The organism is Amycolatopsis sp. NPDC114478, assembly GCF_055633805.1.
In genome coordinates this window covers 1-19616 of record NZ_JBVKDO010000021.1, presented here as the reverse complement: position 1 = coordinate 19616, position 19616 = coordinate 1, and the positions used below count along the sequence as shown (strand labels likewise).

The window sequence follows — 19616 nt, the reverse complement described above, 5'->3', positions numbered from 1 at the left end:
AGCGGGGAGGTGACCGGATGGGTCTGCGCGTGCTCGTCGTGGACGACCACCCGTTGTTCCGGTTCGGCGTGTGCACGCTGCTGGACGCCGAGCCCGAGATCGAGATCGTGGGCGAGGCGGCCAGCGGCGCCGCCGCGGTCGAGGCCGCGGCCGCGCTGCTCCCGGACGTCGTGGTCATGGACCTGCACCTGCCCGACCTGTCCGGGATCCAGGCGACCCGGCACATCGCGGACGTCAGCCCGGACACCGGCGTGCTGATGCTGACGATGGCCGACGAAAGCGAGTCGGTCTTCGCGGCGATGCGCGCCGGTGCCCGCGGCTACCTGCTCAAGGATGCCGAGCCGGACGAGATCATCCGTGCCGTGCAGGCCGTCGCGCGGCGCGAGGCCATCTTCGGCCCCGACATCGCGAACCGCGTGCTCGGCTTCTTCAACCAGCCGCCGCCCACGAGCGAGCCGGTGTTCCCGGAGCTGACCGGGCGCGAGCGCGAAGTCCTGTCCCTGATCGCGGCCGGGCACAGCAACGGCGCCATCGCGAACACGCTCTGCCTGAGCCCCAAAACCGTGCGCAACCACATTTCGAACGTCTTCGCCAAGCTGCACGTCGCCGACCGCGCCGAAGCGATCGTCCGGGCCCGTGACGCGGGACTCGGCCGGTCCTGACGGGCAGCATTCCGGGCAATCCGGGACGCCGGTCCCATGCGCTCGGGACACCCGAGCGGGCACTGTGGGCAGGGTGAGGGGTGGAAACCCTCGCACCGTTCGAGGGGAATGGGTGACGATGTTCGAATCCGACAGGACGCCGGTGGTGGTCCGCGCCACCGATCCGATCCTGCACAACGGCGTCTGCGTGGCGCTGCGTTCGCGCGACGAGGTCCGGGTGGTCGACGGGGAGGCGGCCGACTCGGCCATGGTCGCGCTGCTGGTCGCCGACCGGCTCGACGAGACGATGACCCAGCTGCTGTCCGCGCTGCACCACCAGGGCTTCACCCGCATCGTGCTGGTCGCGGGCGAAGTCGACGACAACGAGATCCTCAACGCCGTCGAGCACGGCGTCTGCGCGGTCGCCCGCCGCGCCGACGCCGGGCCGGAGGTGCTCGTCCGGCTGGTCAAGGCGGCCGCGGCCGGGGAGGGCGCGCTGCCGCCCGACCTGCTCGGCCGGCTGCTGAGCCGGGTGTCCCGCCTGCAGCGCCACGTGCTCCAGCCGCGCGGCCTGCACCTGGGCGGGATGAGCAACCGGGAGACGGAGGTGCTGCGGCTGGTCGCGGCGGGGTATTCGACGCAGGAGATCGCCGACCAGCTGTGCTATTCGCAGCGGACGGTGAAGAGCATCCTGCACGACGTGACCAACCGGTTCCAGCTGCGCAACCGGTCGCACGCGGTCGCGTACGCGCTGCGTGAAGGGTTGATCTGACCCATGATCGCCCAGGTCGACGAGGCCTTGTGCCGGCTGCTGCGCCCCCGCTTGCCGGCGGGGACGCAGATCCGGCTCGACCCGCCGAAACCGGCCTGGCAGACGGAGTAGCGGGTGCGGAGCGTGGAGCTGTTCCTCTTCGCGCTGCGCGACGCCGTCGGGGAGGGAAACGAGGGGGAAGGAAAGCGCGCGGCCCGCCGCTGCGCGCTTTCCTACCTCGTCACGGCGCGGGCCGGGGCGGTCCAGGACGAGCACGCCCTGCTCGACGCGGCGCTCCACGCGATCCTCGATGCCGGGCAGCTGTCCGCGGAAAGCGCTTCTCTGGTGCGGATGTCTTTGGCCGCAACGGATCCGACGGGCCTGTGGACGAGTCTGGGCGTGCCCGCGCGAGCCCGGGTTCGTCCTGCTGGTCACGGCCGACGCACGTGCGGAAACCAGATCGAGACAAATCACGACAGACCGATGAAACCGGCTGTCGCGATTCCCGCATCCCCTTTAGATCAGGCCAAGAAACAGACCGCCCACCTGGTGAGCACTCCTTGACAGTTTTCCACCGGCTCGACGAGCGGACCCTTTCGGCGCGGATCTTCCCCGGCGGCGTTCAATGACAGCCACCATGTCGGCATCACCGAAGTGACCGCCGCGTGCGCATTGTGCGTGATCTCTCGCCTAACGCGGGACGCGCTCCGCGGGCCACCGGACCTCGGGCACGTCGCTCGGGCGCGGCACCTTGAGGAAGAGGCTGAACACCGCCGGGCGCCGGTTCGACAGCTCCAGCCGGCCGCCGTCCGCCTCCACGAGCGCTCGCGCCAGGGCCAGCCCGACCCCCGTCGACCCGCCGCCCGAAAAGCCGCGCTCGAAGATGTGCGGGGCCAGCTCGTCGGGCACGCCCGAACCCGTGTCGCTGACCTCGATCACCACCGTGCCCTCGGCGTCGCCGCGGCGGGCGGCCATCGTGACCGTGCCCGAACCGTGGCGCAGGGCGTTGTCCAGCAATACTCCGACGACCTCGCGCAGGCGCCCCGGGGTCGCGCGGGCCATCAGGCCGTCGGCCACCCGCATCCGGAGGTTGCGGCCTTCCGAGCGGAGCAGCTCGCGCCACTCCTGCGCCATCTCGGGCAGCTGCGTCGGCAGGTCCACCGGTTCCGCGCCGACCTCGCGCGCCGCGCGGGCCGCCGCGAGCAGCTCGTCCAGCGCTTCGGCGAGCCGGTCGGCCTGCTCCTGGGCGGCCTTCGACTCGTCGGCCACCTCTTCGTCCGGGTGCACGGTGAGCGGTTCCAGCCGCAGCTGCAACGCCGTCAGCCGGCTGCGCAGCTGGTGCGAGACGTCGCCGACGAGCTGACGCTCCCGCTGCACGAGCTGGGCGAGCGCGGTGCCGGACGCGTCGAGGGCCTCGGCGACCATGTCCAGCTCGCCGACGCCGTAGCGGCTCGGGTCGGGCCGGAAGTCGCCGCCACCGAGGCGGGACGCGCGTTCGGCGACGTGCCGCAGCGGTTTCGCGAGCCGCCGGGCCGTCGCGATCGCCACCACCGCGCCGGTGCCGACCGACAGCAGCACCAGCAGGACGACGACGAGCGTCACCGTCGTCTGCCGCTCGTGCATCGGGCCGGCCGGGACGGCGATCGCGACCTTGCCGTCGCGGGCCAGGTCGGCCGTCTCGGTGACGGTGTCGGGCCCGGGGTCGTTGCCGTAGCGCTTCTCCTGCTGGTCGGGGACCTCCACGGACAGGATGCCGTTCGCCGGGACGGCCGCGCGCACCTGGTCGAGGTCGATCTCCTGGCCGTTGGCGATCTCGGTGTCGAGGATCGCCGCCGCCGCGCGGGCGTTCTCGGCGAGCGTCTCGCGGTAGCTCGACTCGATCTGCCAGCTCGCCACGATGCCCAGCGGGATGCCCAGGACCGCCGCGGTGACGGCGACGGCCAGCAGGATGGCCAGGAGGATGCGGCGGCGCACGGCTTATTCGGCGTTGAACCGGAAGCCGACGCCGCGGACGGTCGCGATCCGCCGCTCGCCGTCGTGGGCCTTGCTGGTGCGCCCGGCGGCCTCGTCGGCGGCGATGGCGAGCTTCCGCCGCAGCCACGACATGTGCATGTCGAGCGTCTTGGACGTCTTCGACTCGAGGTCGTTCCAAACCTCGGCGAGGATCTCGTCGCGGCTGACGACCTGCCCGGCCCGGCTCATCAGGACGCGCAGCAGCTCGAACTCCTTGTTCGCGAGCTGGACCTCGTGCAGGTCGACGGTCACGAGCCGCGCGCCGAGGTCCATCCGCACGCCGCCGGCCTCGAGCACCTCGGGCACCCGGCGGCGCAGCAGCGCGCGGATCCGCGCGAGCAGCTCGGCGAGGCGGAACGGCTTGGCGACGTAGTCGTCGGCGCCCGCGTCCAGGCCGACGACGAAGTCGACCTCGTCGGTGCGGGCGGTGAGCATCAGGACGGGCAGCTCGGTGCCGTTGGCGCGCAGGCGCCGGCAGACCTCGAGGCCGTCCATGCCGGGCAGCCCGAGGTCGAGCACGAGCAGGTCGACTCTCTGGGCGGCGGTGGCGTCGAGGACCGAAGGACCGTCGGTGACGACGTGGATCTCGTAGCCCTCGCGTTCGAGGGCGCGGGAGAGCGGTTCGGCGATGGCCGGATCGTCTTCGGCAAGTAGGACCATGCTCACCTGGCCAACTCTACGGCGCGGGGGCGTGAAACCATCGTGACCGTGCCTGGCTACGAAGATGATCTGGCCCTCGCCACCCGGCTGGCCGACGCCGCCGACGCGATCACGACGGCGCGGTTCCGCGCCCTGGACCTGGCGGTGGAGCGCAAACCCGACCGCACTCCGGTGACCGACGCGGACACCGCGGTGGAGGACGGGATCCGTTCGCTGCTCGCCGAAGAGCGGCCGGACGACGCGGTGCTGGGCGAAGAGCGCGGCGGCTCGGCGGCGACCGGCCGGGCGTGGGTGCTCGACCCGATCGACGGCACCAAGAACTTCCTCCGAGGTGTACCCGTCTGGGCGACCCTCATCGCCCTGGTGGAGGACGGCGACCCGGTCGTCGGCATGATCAGCGCGCCGTTGCTGGGCCGCCGCTGGTGGGCGGCGACCGGAGCCGGCGCGTTCTCGAGCGACTCCGCCGGGACGCGGCAGCTGTCAGTTTCGAAGGTTTCGTCCCTTTCGGACGCTTATCTGTCCACTACGGACTTGAACTCGTGGACGGAGTACCACTCGCGCGAGAAGTACCTCGGCCTGGTGGACGCGTGCTGGGAGACCCGCGCGTTCGGCGACTTCTGGCACCACGTGCTGGTGGCCGAGGGCGCCCTCGACGTCGCTGCGGAGTGCATCGTGAACCCGTGGGACGTCGCGGCGGCGCAGGTGATCGTCACCGAGGCCGGCGGGCGGTTCAGCGACCTCGACGGCGTCGCGCGGTACGACAACGGGAGCGCGCTGTCGACGAACGGCCGCCTCCACGACGACGCGCTCGCGATCCTCAAGAGGTAACCGGGTAGGCCGCTCGGCGGGAACTTCTTGACCGGCCTCGATCGCCGGTGGTTCACTCCCAGTGCTCGCCGGGTCACCCGGTCCGTTGACAACGTTGTCAGCCCGGGCGGCCCGCTCACCCCGGGAGGAAGAGCATGCGCAGAGTCGTCACCGCGGCTTTGGTCATTCCCCTGGTCACGGCCGTGGCCAGCCCCGCACTCGCCGAACCCGACCACGCGCGGGATCTCGCGTCCTACGTCAACCCGTTCGTCGGCGCGAAGGCCGGCGACACCCCCGAGACCAACACCTACGCCGGCGACACGTTCCCCGGCGCCGACGTCCCCTTCGGCATGGTGCAGTGGAGCCCCGACACGCCGCTGCAGCCCAAGCCGCCCGCCGGGCAGGGCCGGTACTACGCCCGCGACCGCGACGGCGGCTACGCCTGGGAGGAAAACCAGCTCCGCGGCTTCAGCCTCACCCACTTCAACGGCGCCGGCTGCGGTGGCGCGGCCGGCGACGTCCCGTTCCTGCCGTTCGCCGGGAACATCACCACGTCACCCGCCGTCGACGCGACGAAGTACTTCCCCACCTTCAGCCACGCACGCGAATCCGCGTCGCCCGGCTACTACAAGGTGACGACGGACTCCGGCATCACCACCGAGCTGACCGCGACCCAGCGCTCCGGCTTGGGCCGCTTCACCTTCCCGAAGAACTCCCCCGCCACGTTGCTCATCGACGTCGCGCAGTCGGCGATGGGCAGTGACGACGCCTCGGTGACGGTCGACCCGGTCAAGCGGACCGTCGAAGGCTGGGTCTCCAGTGGCCACTTCTGCCGCGGCCCCAACACGTACAAGATCTACTTCACGGCGTCGTTCGACCAGCCGTTCACGACGTCCGGGACCTGGCAGAACGCCGCCGTGACGCCCGGCGGCACCAGCGCCCGCGGCGGCGACCTCAGCAAGACGACGTGGGACAAGCAGGTCGTCACCGCCGACGGCGGCTCCGGCGCCTACCTGACGTTCGACCCGGCCAAGCCGGTCCAGGTGCGCGTCGGCGTGTCCTATGTGGACATGGCGGGCGCGCGGCTGAACACCGTGCTGGAACAGCGGCACGACTCCTTCGACGCGGTCGAGGCGCGGGCGCGCCAAGCCTGGAACGACCGGCTGCGGCAGATCACCGTCGAAGGCGGCACGGACGCGGCGACCCGGACGTTCTACACCGCGCTCTACCACACGCTCATGCAGCCGAACGTCTTTTCCGATGTGGACGGTCGCTACGCGGGCTTCGACAAAGCGATCCACCAGACGAAACCAGGGCACGCGCAGTACGCCAACTTCTCCGGCTGGGACACCTACCGCGACGAGGTCCAGCTGCTGTCGATGCTCGCGCCGCACGAAGCCGCCGATATGGCGCAGTCGATGCTCAACCAGGCGGACCAGGCGGGCGGGGTCTGGGACCGCTGGTCGCAGAACAACGACTTCATGGGCGTGATGGGCGGCGACCCGTACCACTCGATCATCGCGAGCACGTACGCCTTCGGCGCCACGGACTTCGACGCGTCCCACGCGCTGAAGTCGATGGTCGGCGGCGCCACCCGCGTCCAGCAGGCCGGCGAACGCGCTCTCGAACGGCCGGGGCTGTCGGACTACCTGACGCTGGGGTACCACCCCAACAACGTCTCGGACATGCTCGAAGAGACGACGGCGGACTTCGGCATCGCCCAGCTGGCCCAGCGACTCGGCCAGAAGAGCACCTACCAGCAGTTCATGTCGCGGGCCCAGTACTGGGAGAACGTCTACAACCCCGCGACGGGCTACCTGCAGACCCGGATGCGCGACGGCCAGTTCCTATCGCCGTTCGACCCCGCGCAGTACCAGGAAATGCGCTACCAGGAAGGCAACGCGGCGCAGTACACGTGGATGGTGCCCTACGACGTCCGCGGGCTCTTCGACGCGATGGGCGGCGACGACGCCGTGAAGAAGCGCCTCGACTTCTTCTTCACGAAGCTGAACAGCGACGCCAGCTCGCCGTACGCGTTCATGTCGAACGAGCCGTCGTTCGAGGTGCCGTGGGAGTACGCCTACGCGGGCGCGCCGTCGAAGACGCAGGACATGGTGCGCCGCTCGGCGGAGCTGCTGTTCAAGCCGACCGAGGACGGCCTGCCCGGCAACGACGACCTCGGCGCGACGTCGGCGTGGTACGTCTTCGCCGCGCTCGGCATGTACCCCGAGGCGCCCGGCCGCGCCGAAATGGTGCTGGCCAGCCCGATGTTCCCGAAGATCACGCTGACCCGGGCGACCGGGCAGCGGATCACGATCACCGCGCCCGGCGCGTCCAGCTCGGTGAAGTACGTGAAGGCGTTGAAGGTCAACGGACAGTCGAGCACCAAGCCGTGGCTGCCGGAGTCCTTCGCGGTCAACGGTGGCCGGCTCGACTTCACGCTCGGCGCGTCGCCGACGTCGTGGGGTTCGGGCGCTTCCGACGTCCCGCCGTCCTTCCGCGACGGTGAAGTCCCGGTACGCGGGCGCGTCGGGCCGGGTCGCGTGGTCGTCGCGCCCGGCGCCGCGACGACGGCCACGGTCATCGCGGAAGGCATCACCGGTGCTGGAACGGTGACGTGGCAGGCGAAGCCGCCGGCGGGGATCACCGTGACGCCGTCGAGCGGGACGCTCACCGTGGGCGCGCACGGGTCCGCTTCGCAGCAGGTGAAGGTCACCGCCGCGGCGGGTACGCCGGACGCGTACACGAGCGTGCCCGTGACGTTCAGCGGGCAACCGGTGCCCGCGCAGCTGCCGGTGACCGTCGGGACGCTGGGGTCGCTGCACGCGGCGAACACGAACGTCGGCGTCACGGACGACAAGTTCGTCCAGTACGGCGACTTCGGCGAGACCGACCTCTACCCGGGCGGGTTCGCGTTCTCCTACTCGGCGCAGGGGTTCGCCGCGAACGGCATCACACCGGGCGGGGTCGTGACGGCGAACGGGCAGCAGTTCCGCTGGCCGTCGAGCCCGACCGGCTCGCCCGACAACGTGATCGCGGCGGGGCAAACGCTTGCGGTGGACGCTCCGAAGGGCGCGACGAAGCTGTCGTTCCTCGGCGCGGCGACCGGCGCGGACGCGCAAGGGACCGTGACCGTCACCTACACCGACGGCTCGACGCAGGCGGCTCCCCTGGGCCTGTCCGAGTGGTTGCTGAAGGGCGGTGACGAGACTCCGCAGTTCGGGAACACCGTCATCGCGAAGGTGCCGTACGTGAACTCGGCGTTCCCGAGGTACATGTTCCGGCTCCAGCGGCCGTACACGTCGTACCTGTTCGCGACGGCGCCGGTCGCTCTGGATCCGGCGAAGCAGGTTCGCAGCATCACGCTGCCGACGTCGACCGGTTCAGGCGCGGCGCACGTCTTCACCTACGCGGTGAGCTGACCGGCCTGCCCGGGTCGTGCGCGTCACGACCCGGGCAGCAGGCCGACGGCCCCGCGGGCGACCTGCGCCCAGGCCAGCCGGCCGAAGAGGTAGTGACAAGCCACCTGCTCGCTGGTGAACCGCGCCCAGTCGTAGCGGTTGCCCTGCTCCCGCCAGAAGACCTCCCACGCCTCGTCCTCGCCCTGCATCAGGCACCAGGCGTTGTCGACCTCGGCGCCGAGCGAGACGACCTCCGGCGGCACGCCCAGCACGCCGAGCCAGCGCTGGATCGACTGCGTGTTCATCAGTCCTCATCCCCCTTGGCCTCGGCGAGGTAGCCGAGGGTCACCAGTTCGTCGGCCGCCAGCAGCGCACGGTACCGGGTGCCGCCGCCGACCTGGCCGAACCAGTTCGCGGTCTCCGACCGCCACATCGGCACCGCGCGCACGACGACGTACCGGCGGTACTCGGCGTCCAGCATCCCGGGCGGCAGCGAGCGTTCCGCGAAGGGCGTCCCGTCGGCGAAGAACACGCGGCCGTACGCCGGGCCGAAGCGGTCGAGCACGGTGTTGGCCGGGACCATCACCGGCTCGGCGTGGTCGACGCTGCCCTCCGGGTAGTAGTCACCGGGCGGCCACGCGTATTCGGGCCCGAGGTCGCTGTGCCCGACGACGAACCGGCGGATCCACACCGCCTGCGTCGCGTGGGCGTACGGCACGTACCCGTCGGTCAGGTACCGCGGCACCGGCCGCGACGGCGCGGTCGGCGACCGGCGGAACCCGGCGGTGACGTTCGTGAGCGCCTGGTCGTCGAAGATCAGCCGGGCGTCCGGGTGGTCGTTCGGGCCGAACCCGTCGGGATCCTCGGGCAGCGGGAGCTGCAGCGCCGGCTTGTCCATGGCCACCGGCAGGTGCCCGATGGGGAACATGTGCACGAGGAACAGCGCGACAACGCTTTCCCGTTCCTTGCGCGGCGACCCGAGCGGCGGCAGCGGTGCCGGCGAACCGGGGCTGAGCGGCGGCCCCGCGACCGGCGGTGGCGGCGCGGCCGGCGCCGGGGCAGGCGGGGCAGGGGGCAGCGGGAACGGCGGCAGCAGCGGCGACACGGCGTGGGGCCACGCCGCGGGGTTGCCCGAGGGCGGGGTCGGCGCCTCTTCGAAGGCGCCGGATTCCGTCAGCCCGTATTCGGGCACCCGGATCGGCCCCGTGTCGAGGTCGGCCTCGACCGGTTCGGAGCCCGCCTCGGAAGGCTCGGTCACACCCATCCTCCGGCTCGGTCGGTGCCCGCGGGCACATGGCGTTCGACGCGGCCGCGGTGCTGCCGGTCCCCCTTGATACCGCACCCCCTCGGCGCGGGCGCGGGCGCGGTCAGCTCAGCGCGGCGACCACGCGGGACGGGCTCGGGCGGCCGAGCTGTCCCGCCATCCACGTGCTGGCCGCCACCAGCGCGTCCAGATCGGCTCCGTGAGCGATACCCAGCCCGTCCAGCATCCACACCAGGTCTTCGGTGGCCAGGTTGCCGGTCGCCGACTCGGCGTACGGGCAGCCGCCCAGCCCGCCCGCCGAAGAGTCCACAGTCGACACTCCACATCGGAGCGCCGCCAGGGTGTTGGCCAGAGCCTGACCGTAGGTGTCGTGGAAGTGCACGGCCAAAGTACCGACATCGCCGAACAGGCCGATCAGGTTCTCCACCTGGCCCGCGGTCGCGACGCCGATGGTGTCGCCCAGCGAAAGCTGCGAGCACCCCATGTCCAGCAGGCGGCGGCCGGCGGCGGCGACCTGCTTGGCCGGCACGGCGCCCTCCCACGGGTCGCCGAAGCACATCGAGAGGTAGCCGCGCACTTCGACGCCCGCTTCCCGGGCCCGCGTCACGACCGGCTCGAACATCCCGAACTGCTCGTCCAGCGAGGAGTTGAGGTTCTTCTGCGCGAAGGTCTCGGTCGCGCTGGCGAAGATCGCGATGTGTTCGACACCGGCGTCGAGGGCCCGGTTGAGACCCTTCTCGTTCGGCACCAGCACGGGGTAGCGGACGCCCGCGCGACGGTCCAGCCCGGCGAGCAACTGCTCGGCGTCGGCCAGCTGCGGCACCCACTTCGGGTGCACGAAGCTCGTCGCCTCCAGCGTCGTCAGGCCCGCGCCCGCGAGCCGGTCGAGGAACTCCAGCTTGACCTCGACCGGGACGATCGTCTTCTCGTTCTGCAGGCCGTCCCGCGGGCCGACCTCCCAGATCGTGACCCGCTCCGGTAGCTCCCCCGCGGAGGGGACCCGTTCCGGCAGGCCCAGTTCGCGCGTACCCATCAGCGGCGACGATCGCCGCGCTGCGGACGACCGCCCTGGGGCGGCAGCGGCTCGGTCCGCTGGGGCCCCGGAGCGGCCTGGGTGCCCGGCCGGTAGTCGTCGTACGGGTTGTCGTTGACCTCGCGGTAGATGACCGTGTGCACCTTCTCGACGTGCGGGATGTCCTCGAACCGCAGCGGCTCGTCCGACGCCGACTCGATGATCAGGGTGCCGCAGCCGAAGACCCGGTCGAGCAGGCCGTGCTCGAACTGGACGCTGTTGATGCGGCCCATCGGGATGTCGATGCCGGTGCGCTTCAGCACGCCCTCGCGGGCGATGAGGCGGTCGGTGGTCACGATGAAGTGGGTCGTCCGCCAGCGGACGAGCGGCGCCAGGAACAGCCACACGATCAGCACGAGGGCGACGACCCCGATGGCGATCAGCCCCACCGTGTTCCACGGCGAGCCGGCGTCCTTGGCGAGGATCGCCAGCCAGCTGCCCGCGCCCAGGGTGACCAGGAACGCGAGCGTCGGGAAGATCAGCATCTTGAAGTGGGGGTGACTGTGCACCACGACGTGCTCTTGCTCGCTGAGCAAATCGTCCGGATAAGCCACGGCGGACGCTCCCAAGGTCGGTGCGGCGGTGTCGCCTCACCGTACCGGCGAGACGCCCGGCCGGTGAGTGCAACGCCCCGAAGAATCAGGCCGGGCGGACGTGCACCACGTCACCCGCGAACACGGTGTGCCGCTGGCCGCCCACCATGTCGACCTGGAGCTGGCCGGCGGCGTCGATGTCGGCGGCCCGCCCGGTGAGCGACGTGCCGTCCGGCAGCTGCACCTCGACGTCCTGGCCGAGGGTCGCGCAGTGGGCGCGGTAGTCGCCGAGCAGGCCCGCCTCGGTGAGGTCGCCGCCCGCGAGCCGCCAGCGCCGCTCGAGGTCGCCGAACTCGGTGAGCAGCGCGATCGCGACGTCGGTGCGGTCGGTGTTCGTGGCGCCGAGCTCGGCGAGCGACGTCGCGGGCAGGCCGCCCGGGCCCGGCTGGACCTCGCCGAGCGGCAGGACGTTGAGGCCGATGCCGAGCACGATCGACGGCGGGTTCCCGGCGACGGCCTCGGCGAGGATCCCGGCGCACTTGGCCCCGCCGGCGAGGACGTCGTTGGGCCATTTGAGCGAGGCGTCGACCCCGACGGAGGCCGCGACCGCCCGCACGGCGAGCCCGGCGACGACGGAGAGTGAGCCCAGCGCCGTGAACGGGACCTCCGGCCGCAGCGCCACGCTGAGGTACAGCCCGGCGCCCTTCGGCGAACTCCACTGACGCGCCCGCCTGCCCACGCCCGCCGTCTGCTCCTCGGCGAGCAGAACGGTCCGGTCCGCGGCGCCGTCTTCGAGGGCTTTCCGCAGGTCGGCGTTGGTGGAGCCGGTGCGCTCGACGACGTCGATCTTCGCGTACCGATCCTTGAGCGCCGCACTCAGGCGGGCAGCGTCGATCTCAGTCATGTGTCCACCATATGAGAGTCCCCCTAACGTGCAAGCTACTCAGTCGTTCACTAAGAGGTGCGCTCTTCTAAGTTGGACCCCGTGACGACCAAGCCGACCTCCTGGGCTCGTGGCGCGGCCCTGCGCGGCCTCGTCGCGCTGCCGCTCGTCGCGGGTCTGGTCACCGCGGGCTGGCTGCTGGCCGACCGGTCACCCGAGCCCGCGCCCGCACCGGCGGCCGCGCTGCCGGTGGCGCGCGACGCCGCGTCCGGCCCGTCGGTCCTCGAAGTCAGCGCACCGGTGAAGGCCCAGGAACCGGGCCAGGGCGCGTCCGGCCAGGGCGGCAAGAGCCCGTTGCAGCAGTGGGCCGAGCAGCTGGCGGGGCCGTTGGACATCCCCGCCGAAGCACTGATCGGCTACGCGAACGGCGAGCTGGCGCTGCGGAGCGAAGACCCGTCCTGCCACCTCTCGTGGGTCACCCTGGCGGGCGTCGGCTCGGCGGCGTCGGACCACGGCCGCGCCGGCGGGAACGCGCTGGGCCTGACGGCGGCGCAGGCCAAGAAGTACGGCGGCGAGGCCCCGATCGCGGCCGGCCGGGCGCTGTGCGCGGGCGGCACGGACCTCGGCGCCGGCCCGGGCTGGTGGAAGGCGATCGCGGCCTACCACCCGGGCAGCGACACGGAGCTGTTCCGCCAGCGCGTCCTCGGCATGGCCCAGCTGTACGCGACGCTCTCCCTGGACCCGGCGTCGGCCTCGTCGCCCCGGGTCCGCGCGACCCGCTTCGCCCTGGGCCAGCTCGGCCTCCCGTACGTCTGGGGCGGCAACGGCCCGGACGCGGGCGCGGCGGGCTTCGACTGCTCGGGCCTGACGAAGGCGTCGTACGACAGCGCGGGGGTGGCGTTGCCGCGGACGGCGGACAGCCAGTTCCGCGCGCTGCCGCCGGTCCCGCCCACGCAGGAGCCCCGCCTGGGCGACCTGGTGTTCTACGGCAGCCCGGCGACCCGCATCCACCACGTGGGCCTGTACCTGGGCAACGGCCTGATGATCAACGCGCCGACCGAGGGCCAGGCGATCCAGATCCACACGTACCACTCGAAGGGCGACGACTACGCGGGCGCGGGCCGCCCGGCCTGATCGGACTGTTCGTGAGCCGTCAAATCCTTCGGCGTCAATGAACAATCGGCGCACGGCCTCCCGCATACGAAGGGGAGATCGTATGTCCAGTCGCGCGAAGAGGTATTCGACTCGAATCATTCTCGCGGTCGCAGTGCTCGTCCCGGCGGGGTTGCTGGTCCGGTCCCCGGCAATTGCGGCCCCGCGGACCGTGTCCTACGTGGACGCCGTTCCCGGCTTCGCGCCGCCCGGCGAGCCGGGCATCGGCGGGTCCGGAAAGGACTCGCGCACCCACGAGCATCCCCTCTCCGCGCCGGGATCTTCGCTGGTCACATGGTTCCAGGTGGGCGTCGATCGGGTGCCCGCCGACCTGGCCGCCCGGGAGGGCGCGGGGGTGCCGCTGCTGCTCACCGTGAGCCGATCGACGGATTCGCCGCCGAGCTGAGGCCGGACTCGTAGGCGAACACCACCAGTTGCGCCCGATCCCGCGCCCGCAGCTTCGCCATCGCCCGGTTGACGTGCGTCTTCGCGGTCAACGGGCTGATCACCATCCGCGCCGCGATCTCGTCGTTGGACAGCCCCCGCGCGACCAGCGCGACCGCCTCCCGCTCCCGGTTGGTCAGCTCCGCCAGCCGCGCCCCGGGCACCGGCGGCTGCGTCACGTACCGGTCGATCAGCTTGCGGGTGATCGACGGCGCGAGCAGCGCGTCGCCCCGGGCCGCGACGCGCACGGCGTGCAGGAAGTCCTCCGGGCGGATGTCCTTCACCAGGAACCCCGCCGCGCCGGCGCGCAGGGCTTCGAAGACGTACTCGTCGAAGCCGTAGTTGGTCAGGATGACGACGTGCACCGCGGCCAGCGCCGGGTCCGCGGCGATGCGGCGGGTTGCCTCGAGGCCGTCGACACCCGGCATCCGGACGTCGAGGAGCACGACGTCCGGCAGGTGCTCCAGCGCGAGTGTCACGGCTTCGCCGCCGTCGGCCGCTTCGGCCACCACCTCGACGTCGGCCTCCGCGTCGAGCAGCGCGCGGAACCCGCTGCGGATGAGCGGCTGGTCGTCGGCCAGCAGGACGCGGATCACGCCGGGCCGTCCACGGGGAGCTCGGCCCGGACGCTGAACCCGCCTTCGCGGCGCGGCCCGGCGTGGAGCCGGCCGCCGAGCGCCGTGACGCGCTCGCGCATCCCGGTCAGGCCGACGCCCGGCGCACTGTCCACAGTGGTCTGACCGTCGTCGTCGACGCGGACGACGAGCGTGCCGGGCCGGTGGTCGATCCGGACCGACGCGCCGGCCGCGGCGGCGTGCCGGGCGACGTTGGTCAGCGACTCCTGGACGATCCGGTAGGCGGTCCGGCCGACCGCCGCCGGCACGTCTTCGCAGCGGCCTTCGATCGTCAGCCGCGCGTCGAGACCGCCGGAACGGGCCCGCTCCACCAGGTCCGGGACGTCGTCGAGGCCGTGCGGCGGGCTCGTGCCGTCGTCGCGCAACGCCGCCAGCGTCGCCCGCAGTTCCCGCGCCGCGTCACGGCCGGCGTCGCGGATCGCGAGGAGGGCGTCCGGCACGTCTTCGCCGCGCTTGGCGGCCAGGTGGACGGCCACTTCGGCCTGCAGCTTGATGACGGAGATCTGGTGCGTGAGCGAGTCGTGCAGCTCCCGCGCGATGTGCAGCCGCTCCTCGTCGGCCCGTCGGCGCGCGGTCTCCTCGCGGGTCCGTTCGGCCTCGTCGGCGCGGCGCTCGGCTTGGCGCAGGGCCTCCCCCGCGGCGCCGGCGGCGATCAGCCAGGCGATCTGGAGGACGTCGCGGGACTGCGTGAACGCCTCGCCGGTCGTGTGCAGGCCCGTGGCCAGGATCGCGAACGGGACCGCGCCGAGCATGAGCACCGACGCGACCAGCGCGGCGACGCGGTGTCCGGCCCGGACGGCGGCGTACACCGCGAACAGGTAGGCGACGACGGGCACTTCGAACCCGGCGGCCTGGTAGCCCAGCGCGCACGCCGCGGTCACCGCGAGCACGGCGACCGGAGCCCCGCGGCGCGCGGCCAGAGCCAGCCCGCCGGCCACCAGGAGCGCGTACCCCAGCGGGTCGAGGTCCGTGGGGACGTGCCGCGCCGAGAGCCCGGCGACCAGCAACGCCGCCGCGACCCCGACGGCGATCACCCCGTCCACGACCCGCATCCCCGCACCCTAACCGGATGTTCCGGACGGCGAATCCGGCGTGAAGAGCATTCGCGGACTACCGCGGCCGCGGTACATCCCGGGTTCCTGCGGCGGCCGCGGCAGCGGGAAGTGCCCGCATCCGCACGACGACGGGCGACGGATCCGGCGGACATGCTGCCCGGACACCGAAGATGGGAGTACGCCATGACCCTTGCCGCTGTCAGTACTTACGCCATGACGCCGGGGCGCGTGTGGTCCGTGATCGCCACGGTGGTGGGAGTGGCCGGCGTCGTCGCCGGCGTGCTGGCCCTGACCCGCGGCCGGGGAGCCGTCGTCGCGCTGGGTTCGGGGGTCGCCGGCGCGGCCGGCGGCGGTGTCGTCGTCGCCATGGCCAAGGGCGGTCCCGGCACCGGGTACGGGATCGTCGGGGGCTGGGTGGCGCTGGTGATCGGGCTGGCCGCCGTCGCGCTGGGCGGGCTGGCGCTGGCTCGCTCGCGCGGTTTTGTCGGTGGTCGCCGCTAGCGTCGGGGCATGTTCGAAGTCGACTTCGTCGAGTTCCCGTCCACGTCGGCCACCGCGTCCGGCGAGTTCTTCGCGCGCGCTTTCGGCTGGCAGGTGACGCCGTACGGCCCGGACTACACCGACGTCCGGGCCGCGGGCCTCACCTTCGGCTTCCAGGCGGACGCGGCCGAGCAAGCCCGCGCGCCGCTGGTCACGGTCCGCACGGACGACCTGGCCGCGGCGCGCACCGCGATCGAGGCGGCAGGCGGAGAGGTGACGAAGGAACCGTTCACCTTCCCCGGCGGCCGGCGCTTCCACTTCCGCGAGCCCGGCGGGAGCGAGCTCGCGGTGTGGTGCCCGGAGTAGCGCGACGACCGGTCCCCGCCAGTGGGCCGCCCGCCGGTCCACCACGGCGAAAGCCTTACGCCGACGGCGATCCCGGCCGTGCGCACGGCGTCGACGACTCCAAGACCCGCCGTCCGGGACACGCGCCCAGGCCGGCAGGGGGTCAGCAAGCTCATCGGTCACCTCTGGTCGCCGGGATCCGTCGGAAGTGCGACGGTGGGTGCGGGCGAAAAGGTGACCGATGGATGAGCTGGCCGCGGCGTTCGAGGCCGAACGCGGCAGGCTGCGCGGGCTGGCGTTCCGGATGCTCGGTTCGCTGGCCGAGGCGGACGACGCCGTCCAAGAGGCCTGGCTGCGCCTGAACCGCGTGGACTCGGTCGACAACCTGGCGGCCTGGCTGACGACCGTCGTTTCCCGCGTCTGCCTCGACGTCCTGCGTTCGCGGAAGGCCCGTCGCGAAGACCCGTTCGAGGTCTTGCCGGAGCCGGCCGCCGACGCGGACCCGGCGGGCGAGGTCGAGCTGGCTGACTCGGTGGGCCGCGCGCTGCTCGTCGTGCTCGACGCGCTGGGCCCGGCCGAGCGGATCGCGTTCGTGCTGCACGACCTGTTCGCGGTGCCGTTCGAGCGGATCGCGCCGGTGCTCGACCGCACGCCGGTCGCGGCGAAGAAGCTCGCGAGCCGCGCGCGGCAGCGGGTCCGGGGCACGTCCCCGCTGCCGCCGGCCGACCTGGCGCGGCACCGCCGCGTGGTCGACGCTTTCCTCGCCGCGGCCCGCGGTGGTGACCTCGACGAGCTCCTGGACGTGCTCGCCCCCGACGTCGTCCGCCGCGCCGACGCGGCCGCGTTGCCGGCCGGAGCGGCCCTCGAAGCCCGTGGGGCGCGAGCGGTGGCCGAGGAGACCCAGGTGTTCGGGAAACGGGCTCACTTCGCCGAAGCGGCCCTGGTCGACGGCGCGGTCGGCGTCGTCATGGCCGCGCGCGGCCGGCTGCTGCTCGCGCTGGCCGTGGCGGTCGAAGGCGAGCGGGTGGCGGCGTACGAAGTGATCGCCGAACCCGCCCGCCTGGCCGCGCTGCACGTCACGCTCCTCGCGTGACCCGGTAGGACAGGTGCGTCACGCCGGTGCCCTCGACGACCTCGGGGCCGGTCAGCGCGACGGTCGCGTCGAGGTGGTCGAAGAACCGGACGCCGTCGCCCAGCAACACCGGGATGAGGTCGACCTGGATGCCGTCGAGCAGGCCGAGGTTGAGGCACTGCTGCGCGATCGTGGTGCTGGCGACGGCGACGTTCTTGTCCCCGGCGACCTTCTTGGCCTGCTCGACGGCGCTTTCGAGCCCGTCGGTGACGAAGGTGAACGGCGCGTCGGGGTGCGGCCAGTCCGCGGGCTCCTCGTGGGTGACGACGAAGACCGGCACGCCCATCGGGTGCGCGCCGCCCCAGCCCTGGGTGAGGTTGAACAGGCGGCGGCCGGTGATCAGCGCGCCGACGTTGGCCATGGCGTCGCGGAGCATCTTCGCGCTCGCTTCGGAGGTCTTGAAGGTCGCCCACTCGACGGCGGTGGGGACCTCGACGTCGCCGCTGCCGAACCACCCGAACAGGTGGTCGATGCGGTCCTGCGGGTCGGCGACGAAACCGTCGAGGGACATGGACATGTTGGCGATCACGTCGGCCATTTCTAGCTCCTCTGTGCTGGTCAGGGGCGGTTTCCCTGATGACGAGAAGTCTTCCGCGATCGCCTGACCGGAAGATCTGCCACCTGGCCGACATCCGGCTCCGGGTGGCCGATGCCTTGACAGCCGTGGCGGATCTCGGGACTATGAACGAGTGTTCATGAACGCGTGTTCACAACGAAGGAGATGGGGATGACGGGGATCGTCAACACCGCGCAGGCCGAGGCGTGGAACGGGTACGAGGGGGAACATTGGGCGTCGCACGCGGACCGCTACGACGCCGTGAACAGCGGGTTCAACGGCTTCCTGCTCGACCAGGTCAGCGCGGGCGACCGGGTGCTGGACATCGGCTGCGGCAACGGCCAGCTGACGCGGCTGGCGGCGGCCCGGGCCGGGTCCGCGACCGGGGTCGACCTGTCCGGGCCGATGCTGGCGACCGCGCGGGCGCGGGCGGCGGAGGTGCCGAACGTGGCGTTCGAGCAGGGTGACGTCCAGGTGCACGCGTTCGCCGAAGGCTCGTTCGACCTGGCGGTCAGCCGGTTCGGGGTGATGTTCTTCGCCGACCCGGTGGCGGCGTTCGCCAACGTCCGGCGGGCCTTGAGCACTGACGGTCGGCTGGCGTTCCTGTGCATGACGGCGCTGGCGGGCACCGACCTCGGCCGGGTTTTCGGCGCGCTGGCCGAGTACCTTCCCCAGCCCACCGGCCCCGACGGCAGCGGGCCGACGTCGTTCGCGGACCCGGACCGCACGACGGCAGTCCTGACCGAAGCCGGCTTCACCGACGTGGTGTGCACCCGCGTCGAGGCCGACCAGGTCTGGGGCCACGACGTCCCCGACGCGGCCCGGTTCATCAGCGACTGGGGTCCGGTCCGCCACCACCTGGGCATGGTCGACGGCGAGACGGCGGCCAAAGCGACGGAGGCTCTGACGGCGGCACTGGCGCCGTACGCGGGCCCGGACGCGGTCCGCCTGCGCGGAACGGCGTGGCTGGTCACGGGAAGGAGGTCGTGAGGCCCTTACGATGGCGGTGATGTCACCGAGGAAAGCCGCGGCGCAGCGGGACGGCCAGTCGCTGCACGACCTGCTGGTCGAGACCGCCCAGAAGATGATCGCCACGCACGGGACGGCCGGGATGACCGTGCGCGAGATCGCGCGCATGGCGGGCGTCGCCGACGGCGTGCTCTACAACCACTTCTCCGACAAGGAGGAGCTGGTGGCCCGGGCCTTGCTGGAGCACGTGCGCACGACGGAAGCGGAACTGGGCGACCTGCCGGTGGCGGGCGAAGGCACCGTGGCGGGCAACCTCCACCGCCACCTGGAGTTCGGGCTGGCGCTGCACAAGGTGATCGTGCCGGCGTTCAGCGGGCTGATCGGCCAGCCGCGGGTGCTGGAGCGGTTCGCGGAGATCAGCGAGCGATCGGGTTACTGGCGCGACCGCCTGCTGGCGTACCTGAAGGAGGAGCGAGCCCTCGGCAGGCTGCGCGAGAAGTCCGAAGTGGACGCGGCCGCGGCGATGCTGGTCGGCTACTGCCACGCCTCGGTACTGGCGGCGGTCTTCCCGCACACGGGCCCCCTCGACCCACCAACGCCGGACGCGGTGGTGCGTGCAATGCTCGAGGGCATCGCGCCGTAGCTCTCCCAGGCGCACCCGACATGTCACCGGCCCGCGCCCTCGCCGACCACCCCCGCTGCCCGCTCCACGACACCGGTCACGGTCCGTCCTACCTTCTTTGTTGGGTCTGAACTGGTCATTCGTAGGATCGGTGGGCCCTGGGGCTCCGGGTATGGCTCTCACGGAATCGCCGTTGGCAAG

22 protein-coding genes are annotated in these 19616 nt (G+C 72.1%); 12 read left to right on the top strand and 10 right to left on the bottom strand.

Going from position 1 to position 19616, the window contains the following annotated elements; genetic code table 11:
* Positions 1-17 precede the first annotated feature (17 nt).
* From ACZ7OH_RS40750 to ACZ7OH_RS40740, 3 genes are all read left to right on the top strand, one after another.
* Positions 18-662 carry a response regulator gene (locus ACZ7OH_RS40750; RefSeq protein WP_400900240.1) on the top strand — a complete coding sequence of 215 codons (645 nt, stop codon included), beginning with the start codon at positions 18-20 and terminating at the stop codon, positions 660-662.
* A gap of 118 nt (positions 663-780) precedes the next feature.
* Complete coding sequence (locus ACZ7OH_RS40745) at positions 781-1413, top strand: response regulator transcription factor (RefSeq protein WP_470285927.1); 633 nt, start codon at positions 781-783, stop codon at positions 1411-1413.
* A gap of 123 nt (positions 1414-1536) precedes the next feature.
* Entirely contained in the window at positions 1537-1956 is a 420-nt protein-coding gene (locus ACZ7OH_RS40740; protein WP_470285784.1) for a Pvc16 family protein, read from the top strand.
* A gap of 126 nt (positions 1957-2082) precedes the next feature.
* On the opposite strand, the gene ACZ7OH_RS40735 is transcribed toward ACZ7OH_RS40740, so the two are convergent.
* Together ACZ7OH_RS40735 and ACZ7OH_RS40730 are read right to left on the bottom strand one after the other, a co-directional pair.
* Positions 2083-3366, bottom strand: a complete 1284-nt coding sequence (locus ACZ7OH_RS40735; protein ID WP_470285783.1) for an ATP-binding protein — start codon at positions 3364-3366, stop codon at positions 2083-2085.
* Between the two features lie 3 nt (positions 3367-3369).
* The gene (locus tag ACZ7OH_RS40730) at positions 3370-4065 is read right to left on the bottom strand and encodes a response regulator transcription factor (protein WP_086677054.1); all 696 of its coding nucleotides are present in this window, start codon (positions 4063-4065) and stop codon (positions 3370-3372) included.
* A 42-nt stretch (positions 4066-4107) separates the two neighbouring features.
* Between ACZ7OH_RS40730 and hisN the strand changes: the two genes are divergently transcribed.
* On the top strand, positions 4108-4893 hold the full coding sequence (gene hisN, locus ACZ7OH_RS40725; protein ID WP_470285782.1) for a histidinol-phosphatase: 786 nt from the start codon (positions 4108-4110) through the stop codon (positions 4891-4893).
* Between the two features lie 134 nt (positions 4894-5027).
* Complete coding sequence (locus tag ACZ7OH_RS40720; protein WP_470285781.1) at positions 5028-8294, top strand: GH92 family glycosyl hydrolase; 3267 nt, start codon at positions 5028-5030, stop codon at positions 8292-8294.
* A 23-nt stretch (positions 8295-8317) separates the two neighbouring features.
* Here ACZ7OH_RS40720 and ACZ7OH_RS40715 read toward each other — a convergent pair whose 3' ends face one another.
* The 5 genes from ACZ7OH_RS40715 to ACZ7OH_RS40695 all read right to left on the bottom strand — a co-directional run bounded on the left by ACZ7OH_RS40715 (position 8318) and on the right by ACZ7OH_RS40695 (position 12046).
* On the bottom strand, positions 8318-8578 hold the full coding sequence (locus ACZ7OH_RS40715; RefSeq protein ID WP_003105220.1) for a hypothetical protein: 261 nt from the start codon (positions 8576-8578) through the stop codon (positions 8318-8320).
* Positions 8578-9537 (bottom strand): TNT domain-containing protein, encoded by a 960-nt coding sequence (locus ACZ7OH_RS40710; RefSeq protein ID WP_470285780.1) that lies wholly within the window; start codon positions 9535-9537, stop codon positions 8578-8580. The genes ACZ7OH_RS40715 and ACZ7OH_RS40710 overlap by 1 nt, the downstream gene beginning before the upstream one ends.
* Positions 9538-9640: 103 nt before the next feature.
* Positions 9641-10570, bottom strand: coding sequence for a hydroxymethylglutaryl-CoA lyase (locus ACZ7OH_RS40705; RefSeq protein WP_470285779.1), 930 nt, complete (start codon positions 10568-10570; stop codon positions 9641-9643).
* Complete coding sequence (locus ACZ7OH_RS40700; RefSeq protein ID WP_470285778.1) at positions 10570-11163, bottom strand: PH domain-containing protein; 594 nt, start codon at positions 11161-11163, stop codon at positions 10570-10572. The genes ACZ7OH_RS40705 and ACZ7OH_RS40700 overlap by 1 nt, the downstream gene beginning before the upstream one ends.
* 85 nt (positions 11164-11248) lie before the next feature.
* The gene (locus tag ACZ7OH_RS40695) at positions 11249-12046 is read right to left on the bottom strand and encodes a biotin--[acetyl-CoA-carboxylase] ligase (protein WP_470285777.1); all 798 of its coding nucleotides are present in this window, start codon (positions 12044-12046) and stop codon (positions 11249-11251) included.
* 81 nt (positions 12047-12127) lie between these two features.
* Here ACZ7OH_RS40695 and ACZ7OH_RS40690 point away from each other — a divergent pair, with 81 nt between their 5' ends.
* Both ACZ7OH_RS40690 and ACZ7OH_RS40685 read left to right on the top strand, forming a co-directional pair.
* Positions 12128-13159: a C40 family peptidase gene (locus tag ACZ7OH_RS40690; RefSeq protein WP_470285776.1), complete on the top strand. Its 1032-nt coding sequence runs from the start codon at positions 12128-12130 to the stop codon at positions 13157-13159.
* A 199-nt stretch (positions 13160-13358) separates the two neighbouring features.
* Positions 13359-13583, top strand: coding sequence for a hypothetical protein (locus tag ACZ7OH_RS40685; RefSeq protein WP_470285775.1), 225 nt, complete (start codon positions 13359-13361; stop codon positions 13581-13583).
* On the opposite strand, the gene ACZ7OH_RS40680 is transcribed toward ACZ7OH_RS40685, so the two are convergent.
* Both ACZ7OH_RS40680 and ACZ7OH_RS40675 read right to left on the bottom strand, forming a co-directional pair.
* On the bottom strand, positions 13546-14217 hold the full coding sequence (locus tag ACZ7OH_RS40680) for a response regulator (RefSeq protein WP_470285774.1): 672 nt from the start codon (positions 14215-14217) through the stop codon (positions 13546-13548). The two genes, ACZ7OH_RS40685 and ACZ7OH_RS40680, sit on opposite strands and share 38 nt — an antisense overlap.
* The gene (locus ACZ7OH_RS40675) at positions 14214-15308 is read right to left on the bottom strand and encodes a sensor histidine kinase (protein ID WP_470285773.1); all 1095 of its coding nucleotides are present in this window, start codon (positions 15306-15308) and stop codon (positions 14214-14216) included. Before ACZ7OH_RS40675 ends, ACZ7OH_RS40680 begins: the two co-directional genes overlap by 4 nt.
* A gap of 186 nt (positions 15309-15494) precedes the next feature.
* Between ACZ7OH_RS40675 and ACZ7OH_RS40670 the strand changes: the two genes are divergently transcribed.
* The 3 genes from ACZ7OH_RS40670 (at position 15495) to ACZ7OH_RS40660 (ending at position 17229) form a co-directional block, all read left to right on the top strand.
* The gene (locus ACZ7OH_RS40670) at positions 15495-15812 is read left to right on the top strand and encodes a DUF6223 family protein (RefSeq protein ID WP_470285772.1); all 318 of its coding nucleotides are present in this window, start codon (positions 15495-15497) and stop codon (positions 15810-15812) included.
* Positions 15813-15821: 9 nt separating this feature from the next.
* Positions 15822-16157 (top strand): VOC family protein, encoded by a 336-nt coding sequence (locus tag ACZ7OH_RS40665; RefSeq protein WP_470285771.1) that lies wholly within the window; start codon positions 15822-15824, stop codon positions 16155-16157.
* Between the two features lie 220 nt (positions 16158-16377).
* The gene (locus ACZ7OH_RS40660) at positions 16378-17229 is read left to right on the top strand and encodes a sigma-70 family RNA polymerase sigma factor (protein ID WP_470285770.1); all 852 of its coding nucleotides are present in this window, start codon (positions 16378-16380) and stop codon (positions 17227-17229) included.
* Here the strand turns inward: ACZ7OH_RS40660 and ACZ7OH_RS40655 are convergent.
* A complete protein-coding gene (locus ACZ7OH_RS40655) occupies positions 17213-17806 on the bottom strand; it encodes a dihydrofolate reductase family protein (RefSeq protein WP_470285769.1) in 594 nt (197 codons plus the stop codon). The two genes, ACZ7OH_RS40660 and ACZ7OH_RS40655, sit on opposite strands and share 17 nt — an antisense overlap.
* Before the next feature lie 189 nt (positions 17807-17995).
* On the opposite strand from ACZ7OH_RS40655, the gene ACZ7OH_RS40650 reads away from it, so the two are divergent.
* Both ACZ7OH_RS40650 and ACZ7OH_RS40645 read left to right on the top strand, forming a co-directional pair.
* On the top strand, positions 17996-18814 hold the full coding sequence (locus tag ACZ7OH_RS40650) for a class I SAM-dependent methyltransferase (RefSeq protein ID WP_470285768.1): 819 nt from the start codon (positions 17996-17998) through the stop codon (positions 18812-18814).
* Between the two features lie 10 nt (positions 18815-18824).
* Positions 18825-19436, top strand: a complete 612-nt coding sequence (locus ACZ7OH_RS40645; protein WP_470285767.1) for a TetR/AcrR family transcriptional regulator — start codon at positions 18825-18827, stop codon at positions 19434-19436.
* The last annotated feature ends 180 nt before the right edge of the window (positions 19437-19616 follow it).